Source organism: Streptomyces sp. NPDC048001 (assembly GCF_043203115.1).
Taxonomy (GTDB): domain Bacteria; phylum Actinomycetota; class Actinomycetes; order Streptomycetales; family Streptomycetaceae; genus Streptomyces; species Streptomyces sanyensis.
Map to the genome: position 1 here is coordinate 129437 of NZ_JBIDBN010000008.1, position 18140 is coordinate 147576.

General features: G+C 72.1%; 15 protein-coding genes. All 15 read left to right on the top strand.

The window, feature by feature from the left end; genetic code table 11:
- The first annotated feature begins 13 nt into the window (after positions 1-13).
- Positions 14-568 (top strand): NADH-quinone oxidoreductase subunit B family protein, encoded by a 555-nt coding sequence (locus ACGF15_RS16400; protein WP_018528252.1) that lies wholly within the window; start codon positions 14-16, stop codon positions 566-568.
- A complete protein-coding gene (locus tag ACGF15_RS16405) occupies positions 565-1293 on the top strand; it encodes an NADH-quinone oxidoreductase subunit C (protein ID WP_345614410.1) in 729 nt (242 codons plus the stop codon). The genes ACGF15_RS16400 and ACGF15_RS16405 overlap by 4 nt, the downstream gene beginning before the upstream one ends.
- Entirely contained in the window at positions 1290-2612 is a 1323-nt protein-coding gene (locus tag ACGF15_RS16410; RefSeq protein ID WP_256525363.1) for an NADH-quinone oxidoreductase subunit D, read from the top strand. The genes ACGF15_RS16405 and ACGF15_RS16410 overlap by 4 nt, the downstream gene beginning before the upstream one ends.
- Positions 2609-3442, top strand: coding sequence for an NADH-quinone oxidoreductase subunit NuoE (gene nuoE, locus ACGF15_RS16415; protein ID WP_362613645.1), 834 nt, complete (start codon positions 2609-2611; stop codon positions 3440-3442). The genes ACGF15_RS16410 and nuoE overlap by 4 nt, the downstream gene beginning before the upstream one ends.
- Positions 3442-4821: an NADH-quinone oxidoreductase subunit NuoF gene (gene nuoF, locus ACGF15_RS16420; RefSeq protein ID WP_392799611.1), complete on the top strand. Its 1380-nt coding sequence runs from the start codon at positions 3442-3444 to the stop codon at positions 4819-4821. Before nuoE ends, nuoF begins: the two co-directional genes overlap by 1 nt.
- Positions 4818-7325, top strand: coding sequence for an NADH-quinone oxidoreductase subunit G (locus ACGF15_RS16425; protein WP_392799614.1), 2508 nt, complete (start codon positions 4818-4820; stop codon positions 7323-7325). The genes nuoF and ACGF15_RS16425 overlap by 4 nt, the downstream gene beginning before the upstream one ends.
- 124 nt (positions 7326-7449) lie before the next feature.
- Positions 7450-8850: an NADH-quinone oxidoreductase subunit NuoH gene (nuoH, locus tag ACGF15_RS16430; protein ID WP_362610553.1), complete on the top strand. Its 1401-nt coding sequence runs from the start codon at positions 7450-7452 to the stop codon at positions 8848-8850.
- Positions 8813-9436 carry an NADH-quinone oxidoreductase subunit NuoI gene (gene nuoI, locus ACGF15_RS16435; protein ID WP_345614414.1) on the top strand — a complete coding sequence of 208 codons (624 nt, stop codon included), beginning with the start codon at positions 8813-8815 and terminating at the stop codon, positions 9434-9436. The genes nuoH and nuoI overlap by 38 nt, the downstream gene beginning before the upstream one ends.
- Positions 9433-10272: an NADH-quinone oxidoreductase subunit J gene (locus ACGF15_RS16440; protein WP_345614415.1), complete on the top strand. Its 840-nt coding sequence runs from the start codon at positions 9433-9435 to the stop codon at positions 10270-10272. Before nuoI ends, ACGF15_RS16440 begins: the two co-directional genes overlap by 4 nt.
- The gene (gene nuoK / locus ACGF15_RS16445) at positions 10269-10568 is read left to right on the top strand and encodes an NADH-quinone oxidoreductase subunit NuoK (RefSeq protein ID WP_345614416.1); all 300 of its coding nucleotides are present in this window, start codon (positions 10269-10271) and stop codon (positions 10566-10568) included. Before ACGF15_RS16440 ends, nuoK begins: the two co-directional genes overlap by 4 nt.
- 15 nt (positions 10569-10583) lie before the next feature.
- Entirely contained in the window at positions 10584-12482 is a 1899-nt protein-coding gene (nuoL, locus tag ACGF15_RS16450) for an NADH-quinone oxidoreductase subunit L (protein ID WP_345614417.1), read from the top strand.
- A gap of 1 nt (position 12483) precedes the next feature.
- Positions 12484-14055, top strand: coding sequence for an NADH-quinone oxidoreductase subunit M (locus ACGF15_RS16455; RefSeq protein ID WP_256525371.1), 1572 nt, complete (start codon positions 12484-12486; stop codon positions 14053-14055).
- Positions 14052-15707 carry an NADH-quinone oxidoreductase subunit NuoN gene (gene nuoN / locus ACGF15_RS16460; RefSeq protein WP_345614418.1) on the top strand — a complete coding sequence of 552 codons (1656 nt, stop codon included), beginning with the start codon at positions 14052-14054 and terminating at the stop codon, positions 15705-15707. The genes ACGF15_RS16455 and nuoN overlap by 4 nt, the downstream gene beginning before the upstream one ends.
- Positions 15708-16001: 294 nt before the next feature.
- A complete protein-coding gene (locus ACGF15_RS16465) occupies positions 16002-16970 on the top strand; it encodes an AraC family transcriptional regulator (protein ID WP_392799621.1) in 969 nt (322 codons plus the stop codon).
- A gap of 38 nt (positions 16971-17008) precedes the next feature.
- The gene (locus ACGF15_RS16470; protein WP_392799624.1) at positions 17009-17884 is read left to right on the top strand and encodes a carbohydrate-binding protein; all 876 of its coding nucleotides are present in this window, start codon (positions 17009-17011) and stop codon (positions 17882-17884) included.
- Positions 17885-18140: the final 256 nt, after the last annotated feature.

Consider the following 18140-nt stretch of genomic DNA (forward strand, 5'->3'; position numbering starts at 1 on the left):
AAGGGGCACTCTCATGGGACTCGAGGAGAAGCTGCCGAGCGGCTTCCTGCTGACCACCGTCGAACAGGCCGCGGGCTGGGTGCGCAAGTCGTCCGTCTTCCCCGCGACCTTCGGCCTCGCCTGCTGCGCCATCGAGATGATGACCACGGGCGCCGGCCGCTACGACCTGGCCCGCTTCGGCATGGAGGTCTTCCGCGGCTCGCCGCGCCAGGCCGACCTGATGATCGTCGCCGGGCGGGTGAGCCAGAAGATGGCGCCCGTCCTGCGGCAGGTCTACGACCAGATGCCCAACCCCAAGTGGGTGATCTCCATGGGCGTCTGCGCCTCATCGGGCGGAATGTTCAACAATTACGCGATTGTGCAGGGTGTTGATCACATTGTCCCCGTCGACATCTATCTGCCCGGCTGCCCGCCGCGCCCCGAGATGCTGATGGACGCGATCCTCAAGCTCCACCAGAAGATCCAGTCCTCCAAGCTCGGCGTGAACGCGGAGGAAGCGGCCCGCGAGGCGGAGGAAGCCGCGCTGAAGGCCCTTCCGACCATCGAGATGAAGGGGCTGCTGCGGTGAGCGACGAACCGAACCCGGAGAAGGAGCTCTCCGAGCAGAACCTCCCCGGGCAGCGGGGCGAAGGCGGCGAGGAGATCCGCGTCCAGCGCGGCATGTTCGGCGCCGGCGACGGAGGGGACACCTCCGGCTACGGCGGGCTGGTGCGCTCCGTGCGCCTGCCCGGCGCGTCCAGCCGCCCCTACGGGGGCTGGTTCGACGAGGTCGCCGACGAACTCGAAGGGGCGCTGGAGGAGCAGGACCTCCTCCCGGAGAACGCCATCGAGCGGACGGTCGTCGACCGCGGCGAGCTGACCTTCCACATCGCCCGCGAACACCTGGTGCGCGTGGCCCGCACACTGCGCGACGACCCCGCGCTCCGCTTCGAGCTGTGCACGGGCGTCAGCGGGGTGCACTACCCGCACGACACCGGCCGCGAGCTCCACGCGGTCTACCACCTGCGCTCGCTCACCCACGGCCGGCTGATCCGGCTAGAGGTCTCCGCCCCCGACGGCGACCCGCACATCCCGTCGCTGGTGCCGGTCTACCCGACCAACGACTGGCACGAGCGGGAGGCGTACGACTTCTTCGGCCTGGTCTTCGACGGGCACCCCGCCCTCACCCGGATCATGATGCCGGACGACTGGCAGGGCTTCCCGCAGCGCAAGGACTACCCCCTCGGCGGCATCGCCGTCGAGTACAAGGGCGCCCAGATCCCGGCTCCGGACCAGCGGAGGTCGTACTCGTGACCACACCACCCGCCAGCCCCCGCGAGACCACCGAGGGCACCGTCTACACCGTCACCGGCGGCGACTGGGACGAGGTCGCCCGCTCCGCGGCCAGGGCCGACGACGAGCGGATCGTCGTCAACATGGGCCCCCAGCACCCGTCCACCCACGGCGTGCTCCGGCTGATCCTGGAGATCGACGGCGAGACGGTGACCGAGGCCCGCTGCGGAATCGGCTACCTCCACACCGGCATCGAGAAGAACCTCGAGTACCGGACGTGGACCCAGGGCACCACCTTCGTGACGCGCATGGACTACCTGACGCCGTTCTTCAACGAGACGGCGTACTGCCTCGGCGTGGAGCGGCTCCTCGGCATCGAGGACCAGATCCCGGACCGCGCCAGCGTCATCCGCGTCCTGCTGATGGAGCTCAACCGCCTCTCCTCCCACCTGGTGTGCATCGCCACCGGCGGCATGGAGCTCGGCGCCACCACCATCATGATCTACGGGTTCCGCGACCGCGAGCTGATCCTCGACCTCTACGAGCTGATCACCGGCCTGCGCATGAACCACGCCTACATCCGGCCCGGCGGCCTCGCCCAGGACCTGCCCCCGGGCGCGGTCGACCAGCTGCGCGAGTTCGTGAAGACCATGAAGAAGAACCTGCCGGAGTACGACAAGCTCGCCACCGGCAACCCGATCTTCAAGGCCCGCATGCAGGACATCGGGTACCTCGACCTCACCGGCTGCATGGCGCTCGGCGCCACCGGGCCGATCCTGCGCTCCGCGGGCCTCCCGCACGACCTGCGCAAGACCGACCCCTACTGCGGCTACGAGACCTACGACTTCGAGGTCCCGACCGCCGACACCTGCGACTCCTACGGCCGCTTCCTGATCCGGCTGGAGGAGATGCGCCAGTCGCTGCGGATCGTCGAGCAGTGCCTCGACCGGCTGGAGCCCGGCCCGGTCATGGTCGGCGACAAGAAGATCGCCTGGCCCGCCCAGCTCGCGCTCGGCCCCGACGGCCTGGGCAACAGCCTCGACCACATCAAGAAGATCATGGGCACCTCCATGGAGGCCCTGATCCACCACTTCAAGCTGGTGACCGAGGGCTTCCGGGTCCCGGCCGGGCAGACGTACGCGGCCGTCGAGTCCCCCAAGGGCGAACTCGGCGTGCACGTCGTCTCCGACGGCGGCACCCGGCCCTTCCGGGTCCACTTCCGCGACCCCTCCTTCACCAACCTCCAGGCCATGGCGGCCATGTGCGAAGGCGGCCAGGTCGCCGACGTGATCGTCGCCGTCGCGTCCATCGACCCCGTGATGGGAGGCGTCGACCGATGACGGACGTATCGCTGGGCATGCCGCAGCTGCCCGCACCCGACTACCCCGCGGACGTGCGCGCCCGGCTGGAGGCGGACGCGCGCGAGGTCATCGCCCGCTACCCCGACTCGCGCTCCGCGCTGCTGCCGCTGCTGCACCTGGTGCAGTCCGAGGAGGGCTACGTCTCCCGCACCGGGATGCGCTTCTGCGCCGAGCTGCTCGACCTCACCACCGCCGAGGTCACCGCGGTCGCCACCTTCTACTCCATGTACCGCCGCAAGGAGTCCGGCGACTACCAGGTCGGCGTCTGCACCAACACCCTGTGCGCGGTGATGGGCGGCGACGCGATCTTCGAGGAGCTCAAGGAGCACCTCGGGGTCGGCAACGGCGGGACCACCGAGGACGGCGCCGTCACGCTGGAGCACATCGAGTGCAACGCAGCCTGCGACTTCGCCCCCGTGGTGATGGTCAACTGGGAGTTCTTCGACAACCAGACCCCCGACTCGGCCAGGCGGCTCGTCGACGACCTGCGCGCCGGGCGCCCCGTCACCCCCACCCGCGGGGCGACCCTGTGCAGCTTCAAGGAGACCTCCCGCATCCTGGCGGGCTTCCCCGACGAGCGCCCCGGCGCCGTCGAGGCCGGCGGCGGCGCGGGCCCCGCCTCCCTCGTCGGCCTGCGCCTGGCCCGGGGCGAGAGCGCCCCCGCCCGCGTGGTCCACCCGCGCGGCGAGGCGCCCGCCGACAGCCCGCAGCCCGGGTCCGAGCACCTCGGCTCGCACGACGCGCCGCAGCAGACGTCCGCATCCGACCCGGAGCACCCGGCCGGACCCGCCGGCGAGGAGGGGGAGTGATGACCGTGTCCACCCAGCACGGGGGACGGCCCGGCACCGGCGGCGAGCACAACGCGGAGAAGCTGCTCGCCCCCGTGCTCTCGGCCTTCTGGGACGAGCCCGGGTCCTGGACCCTGGAGACCTACCTCCGGCACGACGGCTACCAGGGCCTGCGCAAGGCGCTCGCCATGAACCCCGACGACCTGATCGCCTACGTCAAGGACTCCGGCCTGCGCGGCCGCGGCGGCGCGGGCTTCCCCACCGGGATGAAGTGGCAGTTCATCCCGCAGGGCGACGGCAAACCCCACTACCTGGTGGTCAACGCCGACGAGTCGGAGCCCGGGACCTGCAAGGACATCCCGCTGCTCTACGCCAACCCGCACTCCCTCATCGAGGGCATCGTGATCGCCTGCTACGCGATCCGCTCCCGCCACGCCTTCGTCTACCTGCGCGGCGAGGTCGTGCCCGTGCTGCGCAGGCTGCACGAGGCCGTCCGCGAGGCGTACGAGGCGGGCTACCTCGGCACCGACATCCTCGGCAGCGGCCTCGACCTCGAACTGACCGTGCACGCGGGCGCGGGCGCCTACATCTGCGGCGAGGAGACGGCCCTGCTGGACTCCCTCGAAGGACGCCGCGGCCAGCCCCGGCTGCGGCCCCCCTTCCCCGCGGTCGCCGGTCTGTACGCCTGCCCCACCGTGGTGAACAACGTCGAGTCGATCGCCTCGGTTCCCGCGATCCTGCACCGGGGCAAGGACTGGTTCCGGTCCATGGGCAGCGAGAAGTCCCCCGGCTTCACGCTCTACTCGCTCAGCGGCCATGTCGCCTCGCCCGGCCAGTACGAGGCCCCCCTCGGCATCACCCTGCGCCAGCTCCTCGACATGAGCGGCGGGATGCGGCCCGGGCACCGGCTCAAGTTCTGGACCCCGGGCGGCTCCTCCACGCCGATGTTCACCGACGAGCACCTCGACGTCCCCCTCGACTACGAGGGCGTCGGCGCCGCCGGGTCGATGCTCGGCACCAAGGCCCTCCAGTGCTTCGACGAGACCACCTGCGTGGTCCGCGCCGTCACCCGGTGGACCGAGTTCTACGCGCACGAGTCCTGCGGCAAGTGCACCCCCTGCCGGGAGGGCACCTACTGGCTGGTCCAGCTGCTGCGCGACATCGAGGCCGGCAAGGGCGCCATGGACGACCTCGACAAGCTCAACGACATCGCCGACAACATCAACGGCAAGTCGTTCTGCGCCCTCGGCGACGGCGCCGCCTCGCCGATCTTCTCCTCGCTGAAGTACTTCCGCGAGGAGTACGAGCAGCACATCACGGGCAAGGGCTGCCCCTTCGACCCGGCGAAGTCCACGGCCTGGGCGGGCCGGAACGGCATGGATGCTGAGGTGAACGCATGACCGTCACGACCAGTGCGCCCTCCGGCGGCGGCCAGGGCGCCGTCCCGCCGGAGGACCTCGTCACCCTGACGATCGACGGCGTCGAGATCTCCGTCCCCAAGGGGACGCTGGTCATCCGCGCCGCCGAGCAGCTCGGCATCGAGATCCCCCGGTTCTGCGACCACCCGCTGCTCGACCCGGCCGGCGCCTGCCGCCAGTGCATCGTCGAGGTGGAGGGCCAGCGCAAGCCGATGGCCTCCTGCACCATCACCTGCACCGACGGCATGGTGGTCCGCTCGCAGCTCACCTCGCCCGTCGCCGAGAAGGCGCAGCAGGGCGTGATGGAGCTGCTGCTGATCAACCACCCGCTGGACTGCCCGGTCTGCGACAAGGGCGGCGAGTGCCCGCTGCAGAACCAGGCCGTCTCGCACGGCCAGGCCGAGTCCCGCTTCGAGGGGCGCAAGCGCACCTACGAGAAGCCGGTCCCCCTCTCCACCCAGGTGCTGCTGGACCGCGAGCGCTGCGTGCTGTGCGCGCGCTGCACCCGCTTCTCCCAGCAGATCGCCGGGGACCCGATGATCGAGCTGGTCGAGCGCGGGGCCCTCCAGCAGGTCGGCACCGGCGAGGGCGACCCCTTCCAGTCGTACTTCTCCGGCAACACCATCCAGATCTGCCCGGTGGGCGCGCTGACCTCGGCCGCCTACCGGTTCCGCTCCCGCCCCTTCGACCTGGTCTCCTCGCCGAGCGTCTGCGAGCACTGCGCCGGCGGCTGCGCCACCCGCACCGACCACCGGCGCGGCAAGGTGATGCGGCGGCTGGCCGCCGAGGACCCCGAGGTCAACGAGGAGTGGGTCTGCGACAAGGGCCGCTTCGGCTTCCGCTACGCCCAGCAGCGCGACCGGCTCACCACCCCGCTGGTGCGCGGGGAGTCCGGCGAACTGGAGCCCGCGAGCTGGCCGGAGGCGCTGCGGGCCGCCGCCGAGGGGCTGGGCGCGGCCCGCGGCCGGGCCGCCGTGCTGACCGGCGGCCGGCTCACCGTCGAGGACGCCTACGCCTACGCCAAGTTCGCGCGGGTCGCCCTCGACACCAACGACATCGACTTCCGTGCGCGGGCGCACTCCGCTGAGGAGGCCGACTTCCTCGCCGCGCACGTCGCCGGGCGGGGACGGGACCTCTCCGGCGACGCGGTCACGTACAGCGCCCTGGAGCAGGCCCCCGCGGTGCTGCTCGCCGGGCTGGAGGCGGAGGAGGAGGCCCCCGGCGTCTTCCTCCGGCTGCGCAAGGCCCGCCGCAAGCACGGGCAGCGGACCTTCGCCCTCGCCACCCACGCCACCCGGGGCCTGACCAAGGCGGGCGGCACCCTGCTGCCCGCCGCCCCGGGCACCGAGACCGAGTGGCTGGACGCGCTCGCCTCCGGCGTGGGCCTGGACGAGCGGGGCGCCGAGGCCGCCGAGGCACTGCGCGCCGAGGGTTCCGTGCTCCTCGTCGGGGAGCGCCTCGCCGGGGTGCCCGGCGCGCTGACCGCCGCCCTGCGCACCGCCGCCGCGACCGGGGCCCGCCTGGTGTGGATCCCGCGCCGCGCCGGTGAGCGCGGGGCCGTCGAGGCGGGGGCGCTGCCCTCGCTGCTGCCGGGCGGTCGCCCGGCCACCGACCCCCGGGCGCGGGAGGAGACGGCCGAGGCGTGGCGGGTGCGCGAACTGCCCCACCGCTACGGCCGGGACACCGGGCAGATCCTCACCGCCGCGGCCACCGGCGAACTCGCCGCCCTGCTGGTCGCCGGCGTCGAGGTCGCCGACCTGCCGGACCCGGCGCGGGCCCGCGAGGCGCTGGACGCGGTGGGCTTCCTGGTCAGCCTGGAGCTGCGGCCCAGCGAGGTCACCGAGCGGGCCGACGTGGTCCTGCCGGTGGCGGCGGTCGCCGAGAAGGCGGGCTCCTTCCTCAACTGGGAGGGGCGGGTGCGGATGTTCGAGGCCGCGCTCAAGCCCGAGCAGATGACCCGCCGCCTGGCGCCCTCCGACACCCGGGTGCTCCATATGCTCGCCGACGCCCTCGACGTCCACTTCGCGCTCCCCGACCTCAGGGCCGTCCGCGCGGAGATGGACCGGCTCGGCCGCTGGGACGGGCCCCGGGCCGCCGAGCCCGCCGAGTCCGGGCGGCCGCTGCCGCGGCCCGCCGAGGGCGAGGCCGTCCTCGCCGGGCACCGGCTGCTGCTCGACCACGGCCTGCTCCAGCAGGGCGACGAGGCGCTGGCCGGCACCCGGCACCCGGCCCTCGCCCGGCTGTCGCCCGCCACCGCCGCCGAGGCGGGCGTGCGGGACGGGGACGAGCTGGAGGTGTCCGGGCCCGCCGGGTCCGTCCGCCTGCCGCTCGCCGTCACCGAGGAACTGCCCGACCGGGTGGTGTGGCTGCCGATGAACTCCGTCGGCGGCGGCGTCACCGACGGCACCGGAGCCCGCCCGGGCGAACTGGTCCGCGTGGCACCCGCCGCCGGGGCCGCGCCGGAGCCCGGCGAGGTGCGGTCATGACCGCCCGCGGCCCCCGCCGTCCGGCCGCCGTGCCCCCGCGCGGCACCGCACGGCCGACCGGGCCCTCGACCCCCGCCGTCCCGCCGGGCGCCGTACCGCCCGCCCCCGCACCGGAGGTGCGCGCATGATCGACCTGGCTCATGCGGCCGAAGCACACCACGGCGTCCTCGCGTTGGAGGACCTGTCGATGTTCGGCCGCGACCCGTGGTGGCTCGTCCTGATCAAGGCGGTGTTCTGCTTCGCCTTCCTGATGCTGACCGTGCTGTTCTCCATCGTGTGGGAGCGCAAGGTCGTCGCCTGGATGCAGCTGCGCATCGGCCCCAACCGGCACGGCCCCTGGGGGCTGCTCCAGTCGCTCGCCGACGGCATGAAGCTGATGCTCAAGGAGGACGTGGTCGTCAAGCGCGCGGACAAGGTGGTCTACGTCCTCGCGCCGATCGTCGCGGCCATCCCGGCGTTCATGGCCATCGCCGTCATCCCCTTCGGGCCGGCGGGCAACGAGGTCTCGATCTTCGGCCAGCGCACCACGATGCAGCTCACCGACCTGCCGATCGCGGTGCTGTACCTCTTGGCGGTCGCCTCCGTCGGGATCTACGGCCTCGTCCTCGCGGGCTGGTCCTCCGGCTCGACCTACCCGCTGCTGGGCGGCCTGCGCTCCTGCGCGCAGATGATCTCCTACGAGATCGCGATGGGGGCGGCCTTCGCCTCCGTCTTCCTGTACTCCGGGTCGATGTCCACCTCGGCGATCGTGGACGCGCAGGAGGACCGCTGGTTCGTGCTGCTGCTGCCGGTGTCCTTCCTCATCTACATCGTCACCATGGTCGGCGAGGTCAACCGGGCGCCGTTCGACATGCCGGAGTCCGAGGGCGACCTCGTCGGCGGCTTCAACACCGAGTACAGCTCCATCAAGTTCGCGATGTTCATGCTGGCCGAGTACGTCAACATGGTCACCGTCTCCGCCGTCGCCGTGACCCTGTTCCTGGGCGGCTGGCGGGCCCCCTACCCGGTCTCCGCCTTCTGGGAGGGCGCGAACCACGGCTGGTGGCCGATGCTCTGGTTCGTCCTCAAGGTGCAGCTGCTGCTCTTCTTCTTCATCTGGCTGCGCGGCACCCTGCCACGCGTCCGCTACGACCAGCTGATGCGGCTCGGCTGGAAGGTCCTCATCCCGGTCTCCGTGGTGTGGCTGATGCTGGTCGCCACCGTGCGGGCCCTGCGGAACGAGAACTACGAGTTCCAGCAGATCGTGCTCTATGTGGCGGGCGCCGTGATCGCGGTGCTGCTGCTCTCCCTCGTCGCGGACGTCTTCCGCGGCCGCAGGGAGAAGGAGGCCGAGGCGGCGCGCGCCGCGGAGGCAGGGCCCTTCGACCCGATGGCCGGCGGCTTCCCCGTGCCGCCGCTGCCCGGGCAGGAACTGCCACCGGTGCCGCGCAGGCGCCCGCGCGGCGACCGCGAGCTGATCGCCAGCGGCGCACCGCGACCCGACAGTGATGGTCCCCAGGACGGAAAGGAGGCTGACGGTGTCTGAGGAATCCCGGAGCTCGTTCCAGAACCCCGTCGCCGGCTTCGGCGTGACCTTCAAGGCCATGTTCAAGAAGCGGCTGACCGAGCAGTACCCGGAGCAGCAGAAGGTCACGGCGCCGCGCTTCCACGGCCGCCACCAGCTCAATCGGCACCCGGACGGACTGGAGAAGTGCGTCGGCTGCGAGCTGTGCGCGTGGGCCTGCCCGGCCGACGCCATCTACGTGGAGGGCGCGGACAACACCGAGGAGGAGCGCTACTCCCCGGGCGAGCGCTACGGCCGCGTCTACCAGATCAACTACGCCCGCTGCATCCTGTGCGGCCTCTGCATCGAGGCGTGCCCCACCCGCGCGCTGACGATGACCAACGAGTTCGAACTCGCCGACAGCAGCCGCGAGAACCTCATCTACACCAAGGAGCAGCTGCTCGCCGGGCTGGAGGACGGCATGGTCGACACGCCGCACGCCATCCACCCCGGCACCGACGAGCAGGACTACTACCGGGGACTGGTCACCGAGGCCGCCCCCGGAACCGTCCGCCAGCGGGCCGTCTCCGCCGAGGAGCGGCCGAAGGACGAGGAGGTGGACGCGTGAGCACCCTCGCCGCCTACGCCACCTCCACCGGCGAGGCCGTGCAGTTCTGGATCCTGGGCACGGTCGCCGTGGTCGGCGCGCTGTGCACCGTCCTGATGCGGCGGGCCGTGCACAGCGCCCTCTGCCTCGCCGCCACGATGATCGTCCTCGCCGTGTTCTACCTGGCGAACGGCGCCTACTTCCTGGGCGTCGTCCAGATCGTCGTCTACACCGGCGCGATCATGATGCTGTTCCTCTTCGTGGTCATGCTGGTCGGCGTCACCGCCGCCGACTCGCTGAAGGAGACCATCAAGGGCCAGCGCTGGCTCGCCGCCCTGTGCGGGCTCGGCTTCGGCGTGCTGCTGGTCGCCGGGATCGGCAACGCGGCGCTGCGGAACTTCAACGGCCTCGGCGCCGCCAACACCGCCCGCGGCGGGAACGTGGAGGGCCTGGCGGCCCTCATCTTCACCCGCTACGTCTTCGCCTTCGAGATCACCGGCGTGCTGCTGATCACCGCGGCCGTCGGCGCCATGGTGCTCACCCACCGCGAGCGCACCGAGCGGGCCCGCACCCAGCGGGAGCTGGCCGAGCAGCGCGTCCGCGAGGGCAAGCACCTGCCGCCGCTGCCGGCACCGGGCGTCTACGCCCGGCACAACGCGGTGGACATCGCGGGCCTGCTGCCCGACGGCACCCCCTCCGAGCTCAGCGTCAGCAGGACGCTGCGGGAGCGCGGCCAGGTCAGGGACGTGTCCCGGGAGGCGATGGAGGACCTCAAGGCCCTGGAGCAGCGCTCCGAGCAGCGGCTCGGCCGCGACCGGGCCGAGCACGACCGGGACGGACAGGAGGCCACGCGGTGAATCCGGTCAACTACCTGTATCTGGCGGCGGTGCTGTTCACCATCGGCGCCACCGGCGTGCTGATCCGGCGGAACGCGATCGTGGTGTTCATGTGCATCGAGCTGATGCTCAACGCCTGCAACCTCGCCCTGGTCGCCTTCTCCCGGATGCACGGCAACCTCGACGGCCAGATCATCGCGTTCTTCACGATGGTCGTCGCCGCGGCGGAGGTCGTGGTCGGGCTCGCGATCATCGTGTCGCTCTTCCGTTCCCGCCACTCGGCCTCGGTCGACGACGCCAGCCTGATGAAGCTGTAAGGGGACGGACGAATCGTGGAGAACCTGATCGCGCTGCTCGTCGCGGCGCCCCTGCTCGGAGCCGTGGTGCTCCTGCTGGGCGGCCGGCGCCTGGACGGGACCGGGCACCTGCTCGGCACCGTGCTCGCCGCCGCCTCCTTCGTGGTCGGCGCGGTGCTCTTCGCCGACATGCTGGGCAAGGGCGCCGAGGAGCGCACCCTGACCAGCACGCTCTACAGCTGGATCCCGGTCGAGGGCTTCCAGGCGGACGTGGCCTTCCGCCTGGACCAACTGTCGATGACCTTCGTCCTGCTGATCACCGGCGTGGGCACCCTGATCCACCTCTACTCCATCGGGTACATGGAGCACGACGAGCGGCGCCGCCGCTTCTTCGGCTACCTGAACCTGTTCCTCGCGGCGATGCTGCTGCTGGTGCTCGCCGACAACTACCTGCTGCTGTACGTCGGCTGGGAGGGCGTCGGCCTGGCGTCCTACCTGCTGATCGGGTTCTGGCAGCACAAGCCGAGCGCGGCCACGGCCGCCAAGAAGGCCTTCCTGGTCAACCGCGTCGGCGACGTCGGACTGTCGATCGCGATCATGCTGATGTTCACCACCTTCGGCACCTTCGCCTTCGGCCCGGTGCTGTCCTCGGTGGACGGCGCCTCCGAGGGGACGCTGACCGCGATCGGCCTGATGCTGCTGCTCGCCGCGTGCGGCAAGTCGGCCCAGGTGCCGCTGCAGTCCTGGCTGGGCGACGCGATGGAGGGCCCGACCCCGGTCTCCGCCCTGATCCACGCGGCCACCATGGTGACGGCGGGCGTGTACCTGATCGTCCGCTCCGGGGCGATCTTCAACGCCGCACCGGACGCGCAGCTCGCGGTCGTGATCGTCGGCGCCGTCACGCTGCTCTTCGGTGCGATCGTCGGTTGCGCCAAGGACGACATCAAGAAGGCGCTGGCCGGTTCGACGATGTCCCAGATCGGCTACATGGTGCTGGCCGCGGGCCTCGGCCCGATCGGCTACGCCTTCGCCATCATGCACCTGGTCACCCACGGCTTCTTCAAGGCCGGGCTGTTCCTGGGCGCCGGGTCGGTCATGCACGGCATGAACGACGAGGTCGACATGCGCCGCTACGGCGGCCTGCGCAGGTACATGCCGGTCACCTTCGTCACCTTCGGCCTGGGCTACCTGGCCATCATCGGCTTCCCGGGCCTGTCCGGCTTCTGGTCCAAGGACAAGATCATCGAGGCGGCCTTCGCCTACGACGACGGCGTCCGCGGCTGGATCTTCGGCGGTGTCGCCCTGCTGGGCGCCGGGATCACCGCGTTCTACATGACCCGCGTGATGATCATGACCTTCTTCGGGGAGAAGCGCTGGCAGCCGGACGCGGAGGGCAAGGAGCCGCACCCGCACGAGTCCCCGAAGTCCATGACCATCCCGATGATCGTGCTGGCCTTCGGCTCGGTCTTCGCGGGCGGCTTCTTCGCCGTCGGCGACCGCTTCGTCAACTGGCTCGCACCCGTCACCGAGTTCGAGCACCCCCACCCGGTCATCAGCGTCCCGGCCATCACCACCGCCACCGTGGTGGTCCTGCTGGCCGGCGCCGCGGTCGCCTGGGCGATGTACGGGCGGCGACCGGTGCCCGTGGAGGCGCCGCGCGGCTCGCTCCTCACCCGGGCCGCCCGCCGGGACCTGTACCAGGACGACGTCAACCACGTGGTCCTGGTCCGCGGCGGCGAGCACCTGACCCGGTCCCTGGTGTACGTCGACCACACCCTGGTCGACGGCGTGGTCAACGGCACGGCCGCCGGCTTCGGCGGCCTGTCCGGCAGGCTGCGCAGGCTGCAGAACGGCTACGCCCGCAGCTACGCGGTCTCGATGTTCGGCGGTGCGGCGATCCTGGTCGCCGCGACCCTGCTGATGAGGGCGGTCTGACATGTCATTCCCGATCCTGACCGCCACGGCGGTGCTGCCCGCGGTCGGCGCGATCGCCACCGCGGCCGTGCCGGCCGCCCGCAGGACGGCGGCCAAGTGGACGGCGCTGCTGTTCTCCCTGGGGACGCTCGTCCTCGCGGGGGTGGTGCTCGCCCGCTTCGAGCCCGGCGGCGACCGCTACCAGCTCACCGAGTCGCACGCCTGGATCGCCGACTTCGGCGTCCGCTACGAACTCGGCGTCGACGGCATCGGCGTGGTGATGGTGGCGCTCACCGCGCTGCTGATCCCCTTCGTGATCGCGGCCGGCTGGAACGACGCCGACCCGCTGGAGGCCGGCTCCAGGCGCTGGCGGCCCACCCAGGGCTTCTTCGCCCTGATCCTGATGGTCGAGGCGATGGTGATCCTCTCCTTCGAGGCCACCGACGTCTTCCTCTTCTACATCCTGTTCGAAGCCATGCTCATCCCGATGTACTTCCTCATCGGCGGTTTCGGCGACCGCGCCCACGCGGGCACCGAGGAGCACGCGGCGGCCCAGCGCTCCTACGCCGCGGTGAAGTTCCTGCTGTACAACCTCGTCGGCGGCCTGATCATGCTGGCCGCGGTCATCGGGCTCTACGTGGTCGCGGGGAGCTTCTCGCTCTCGGAGATCGCCGCGGCGCGGGCGAGCGGCGAGCTGGAGATGGCGACCACCACCGAGCGGCTGCTGTTCCTCGGCTTCTTCTTCGCCTTCGCGGTGAAGGCCCCGCTGTGGCCGCTGCACACCTGGCTGCCGAACGCGATGGGCGAGGCCACCGCACCGGTGGCCGTGCTGATCACCGCGGTGGTCGACAAGGTCGGCACCTTCGCGATGCTGCGCTTCTGCCTCCAGCTCTTCCCGGAGGCGTCCCAGTGGGCCACCCCGGTGATCGTGGTGCTGGCCCTGGTGAGCATCGTCTACGGCGCGCTGCTGGCCGTCGGCCAGCGGGACATCAAGCGCCTGGTGGCCTACGCCTCGGTCTCGCACTTCGGCTTCATCGTCCTCGGCATCTTCGTGATGACGAGCCAGGGCCAGTCCGGCGCCACGCTCTACATGGTCAACCACGGCCTGTCGACCGCCGCGCTGATGCTGGTCGCCGGGTTCCTGATCTCGCGGCGCGGCTCGCGCCTGATCGCCGACTACGGCGGTGTGCAGAAGGTGGCGCCGGTGCTGGCCGGGACCTTCCTCATCGGGGGCCTGGCCACCCTGTCGCTGCCCGGCCTGGCCCCGTTCGTCAGCGAGTTCCTGGTCCTGGTGGGCACCTTCTCCGTCTACCCCGTCGCCGGGATCGTGGCCACCACCGGCATCGTGCTGGCCGCCCTCTACACCCTGGTGCTCTACCAGCGCACCATGACGGGCCCGGTCAAGGAGGAGCTGCGGGCCATGCCGGACCTGAAGGCGCGTGAACTGGCCGTGGTGGCACCGCTGATCGCGCTGCTGCTCTTCCTGGGCGTGTTCCCGAAGCCGGTCACCGAGATCGTCAACCCGGCCGTGGAGCACACGATGTCCGACGTACAGAAGCAGGACCCCCGGCCCGAGGTGGAGGCGGCCAAGTGAGCGCTACAGCTGTCCACAGCCTGTGGACGACGGCTGCGGAGGTCGAGCCGATCGGCTCGATCCCCGCACCCCACATCGAGTACGCCCAGCTGGCGCCGGTGCTGATCGTGGTCGGCGCCGCCGTGGTGGGCATCCTGGTGGAGGCCTTCGTCCCCCGCCGGGCCCGCTACCACACCCAGCTCTTCCTGACGGTGGTCGCCCTCGCGGCCGCCTTCGCCGCGGTCGTCGGCCTCGCCGCGGGCGGGTACGCCACCACCAAGGCGCAGATCGCCGCCATGGGCGCCATCGCCGTCGACGGCCCCGCCCTGTTCCTCCAGGGCACCATCCTGCTGGCCTCGGTGGTCGCGGTCTTCACCTTCGCAGAGCGCCGGCTGGACCCGGCGGGGGACGGCGGCCGGGCCGACTCCTTCGCCGCGATGGCCGCCGCGGTACCCGGCAGCGACCAGGAGAAGGCCGCCGTGAAGGCGGGGTTCACCACCACCGAGGTCTTCCCCATCAGCCTGTTCGCCGTCGCCGGGATGCTGGTCTTCCCCGCGGCCAACGACCTGCTGACCCTCTTCATCGCGCTGGAGGTCTTCTCCCTGCCGCTGTACCTGCTGTGCGCGCTGGCCCGCCGCAAGCGGCTGCTGTCGCAGGAGGCCGCGGTCAAGTACTTCCTGCTCGGCGCCTTCTCCTCGGCGTTCATGCTCTTCGGCATCGCGCTGCTCTACGGGTACGCCGGCTCGGTGTCCTACGCGCGGATCGCCGAGGTCGTCGACGGCAGCGTCCGCACCATCGACCCGGCGCTCGCCGACACCATGGGCAACGACGCGCTGCTGCTCGTCGGCGGTGCGCTGCTGCTGATGGGCCTGCTGTTCAAGGTCGGCGCCGTGCCCTTCCACATGTGGACGCCCGACGTCTACCAGGGTGCGCCGACCCCGGTCACCGGCTTCATGGCCGCGGCCACCAAGATCGCCGCCTTCGGCGCCCTGCTGCGGCTGCTGTACGTGGTCCTCCCGGGTCTGGCCTGGGACTGGCGGCCGGTCATGTGGGGCGTGGCCATCGTCACCATGCTCGGCGGTGCGATCGTCGCCATCACCCAGACCGACGTGAAGCGGCTGCTGGCCTACTCCTCCATCGCCCACGCGGGCTTCATCCTCGCCGGTGTGATCGCGATGCGGCCCGAGGGCATCTCCTCGGTGCTGTTCTACCTGCTCGCCTACTCCTTCGTGACCATCGGCGCCTTCGCCGTCGTCACCCTGGTGCGCGACGCGGGCGGCGAGGCCACCCACCTGTCCAAGTGGGCCGGGCTCGGGCGGCGTTCGCCGCTGGTGGCGGCGGTCTTCGCGGTCTTCCTGCTGGCCTTCGCGGGCATTCCGCTGACCTCCGGCTTCACGGGCAAGTTCGCCGTGTTCAAGGCGGCGGCGGAGGGCGGCGCGGGCGAACTGGTCGTGGTCGGTGTGATCTCCTCGGCGATCGCCGCGTTCTTCTACATCCGGGTCATCGTGCTGATGTTCTTCAGCGAGCCCAAGCCCGAGGGGCCGACGGTGGCGGTGCCCTCGCCGCTGACGATGACCACGATCGGGGTCGGCGTCGCGGTGACGCTGGTGCTGGGCGTGGCGCCGCAGTACTTCCTCGACCTGGCCGGTCAGGCGGGCGTGTTCGTGCGCTGAGCGCCGCGCCGCTCCGACGGCGAAGGGTCCGGTCCCCGGGAGGGGGCCGGACCCTTCGCCGTGCGCCCGCGGGCCTCAGGGCCGGGCCCCGCCCCGCTCGGCGGTGATCGCCGTGAGGTCCAGGTCGACGGGGAACGGGGCGTCCGTAGCCCCACGGACGTGTGTACGGAGGGTCGGTGCGTTGACGCGACGGGTGCGCGCCGTTCCGCCGGGCGCCTCCGCATGGCAGGGTGGCGCGGCACCGATTGGTCTGGACCTGACATCCGGTTTCCTGCGAGAGGACGAGGAGAGGCGATGCGCGGCACCACCGTGTTACCGGGAACCCCCTGCGACGCGCCCCGGGAGGGCGTGCTGCCCATGCACCGGCTGGAGGTCGCGCTGCCGAACGCCATGCCCTTCGCGATCGGCACCTTCGACACCATCGGCCCCATGTCCCGGGCGGACTTCCCCCACCGCCACACCTTCTGGGAGATCGTCCACGTCACCACGGGCCGCGGCGCGCACGTCGTCGACCTGGCCCGCTGGGAGCTGGAGCCGCCCCACCTGTGCGTCATCGCCCCCGGCCAGGTGCACCACTGGGAGGACGCCCGGGGGCTGGACGGCTCGGTGGTGCTCTTCACCGAGGACTTCCTGCTCGACCACCCCGGCGACCGGGACCTGCTGCTGCGCCTCTCCCGGGGCCCCTGGCTCGGGCTCGGCCCCGCCGCGCACGAGGGGACCGCCCGGCTGCTCCAGGAGCTCTCCGGCGAGTACCTCCGGGCCGCCGAGGGCTTCGACTCCGTCCTGCGGGCCCTGCTCCACGTCCTGGTGGTGCGCGCGGCCCGGATGCCCCGGCGCCCGGTGCGGGCCGCCCCGGCACCCCCGGGCCGCGCCGCCGCGGTGGCCGAGGAGTTCGCCCGCCTGATCGGGGGCCCCGAGCCCGAGCCGGGGAGCTGGTCCGTGGGCGACTGCGCCCGGCGCATCGGCGTCACCCCGGGCTACCTCACCGAGGCGGTCAAGGCGGCCACCGGGCGCACCCCCGGTCAGCTGGTGCGCGCCGCCCGCACCCACGAGGCCAAACGCCTCCTCGTCCGCACCGATCTGACGGTCCGGCAGGTCGCCGGACGGGTCGGCTTCACCGATCCCGCCTACTTCTGCCGCTTCTTCCGGCGGGAGACGGGGCTCAGCCCCGGGGACTTCCGGCGGGGCGGCGGCACGCGCCACGGCGGTATTCACCACGAGCCCCGTGTTCCGTCCATCGATCGCCCCGCCGCCCGGGCCTAGGTTCGTTGGCGATCCCCCAGCCCCCACAAGGAGCAGCCATGGACGGCGAGACCACCCCGGGCGGGACCGCGCCCGGTGAGGAGACCACCGGAGCGCGGGACGCGTCCTCGCCCCACCCGAGCCGCAAGACCGTGCTGCGCGCGGCCGCGGCCGCCGCGGTCGCGGCACCCCTGGCCTTCATGGGCGTGCCCGCCCTCGCCCGCACCGCGGCCGCCGACGGCACCGCACCCGAGGCGACCCCCGCCTGCGACGACGGCGACGACCCGACGCCACCGCAGATGGAGGGCCCCTACTTCAAGCCCAACTCCCCGCGCCGCACCTCGCTGCTGGAGCCCGGCACCCCGGGAACCCGCCTGACGGTGTCGGGCTATGTCTTCGGTCTCGGGTGCCGCCCGATCAGCGGGGTCCTGCTGGACTTCTGGCAGGCGGACGTCAACGGCGCCTACGACAACACCGGCTTCCGCTTCCGCGGCCACCAGTACACCGACGCCCAGGGCATGTTCCGCCTCACCACCGTCGTCCCGGGCCTCTACCCGGGGCGGACCCGGCACATCCACGTGAAGGCGCAGGCCCCCGGGCGCCCGGTGCTGACGACCCAGCTCTACTTCCCCGGCGAGCCGCGCAACAACACCGACTCCCTCTACGACCCGCGCCTGCTGATGACCGTCCGGGACGCGGGCGGCAGCAGGGAGGCGGCGTTCGACTTCGTGCTCAACGTCCCTCAGGGCCCGGGCCCCACGCCGACCGGAAGCCCCACCACCCAGCCGCCCGGCGGCACCTGGGCGGCCGGCACCACCTACGCGGCGGGCGACCGGGTGACCTACGGCGGCACGGCCTATGTGTGCCTCCAGGGGCACCTCGCCCAGCCGGGCTGGCAACCGCCGGCGGTGCCCGCGCTGTGGCGGGTCGCCTGATCGCCCCCGGGGTCCGCCCCGGCTGAGGACCCGGTCCCGGGCGCGCCCTCGGCGCCTCCCCGGGGACCGGACGGTCCGCGCGGCCGCGCCCTCCCGGCGCGGCCGCCTCCCGGGCGGCACGGCACGCGCCGGCGCCGTGCCGCCCAGGGCGCCTCCGCGGCGTGGCAGGTGCAGCCCCCCGGAGGTGCCTGTGGCCCCGGTACCCCTGAGCCGGGGGTGCCGGGGCCACGTCGCCGATGCGTGCCGTGCCGCCCGC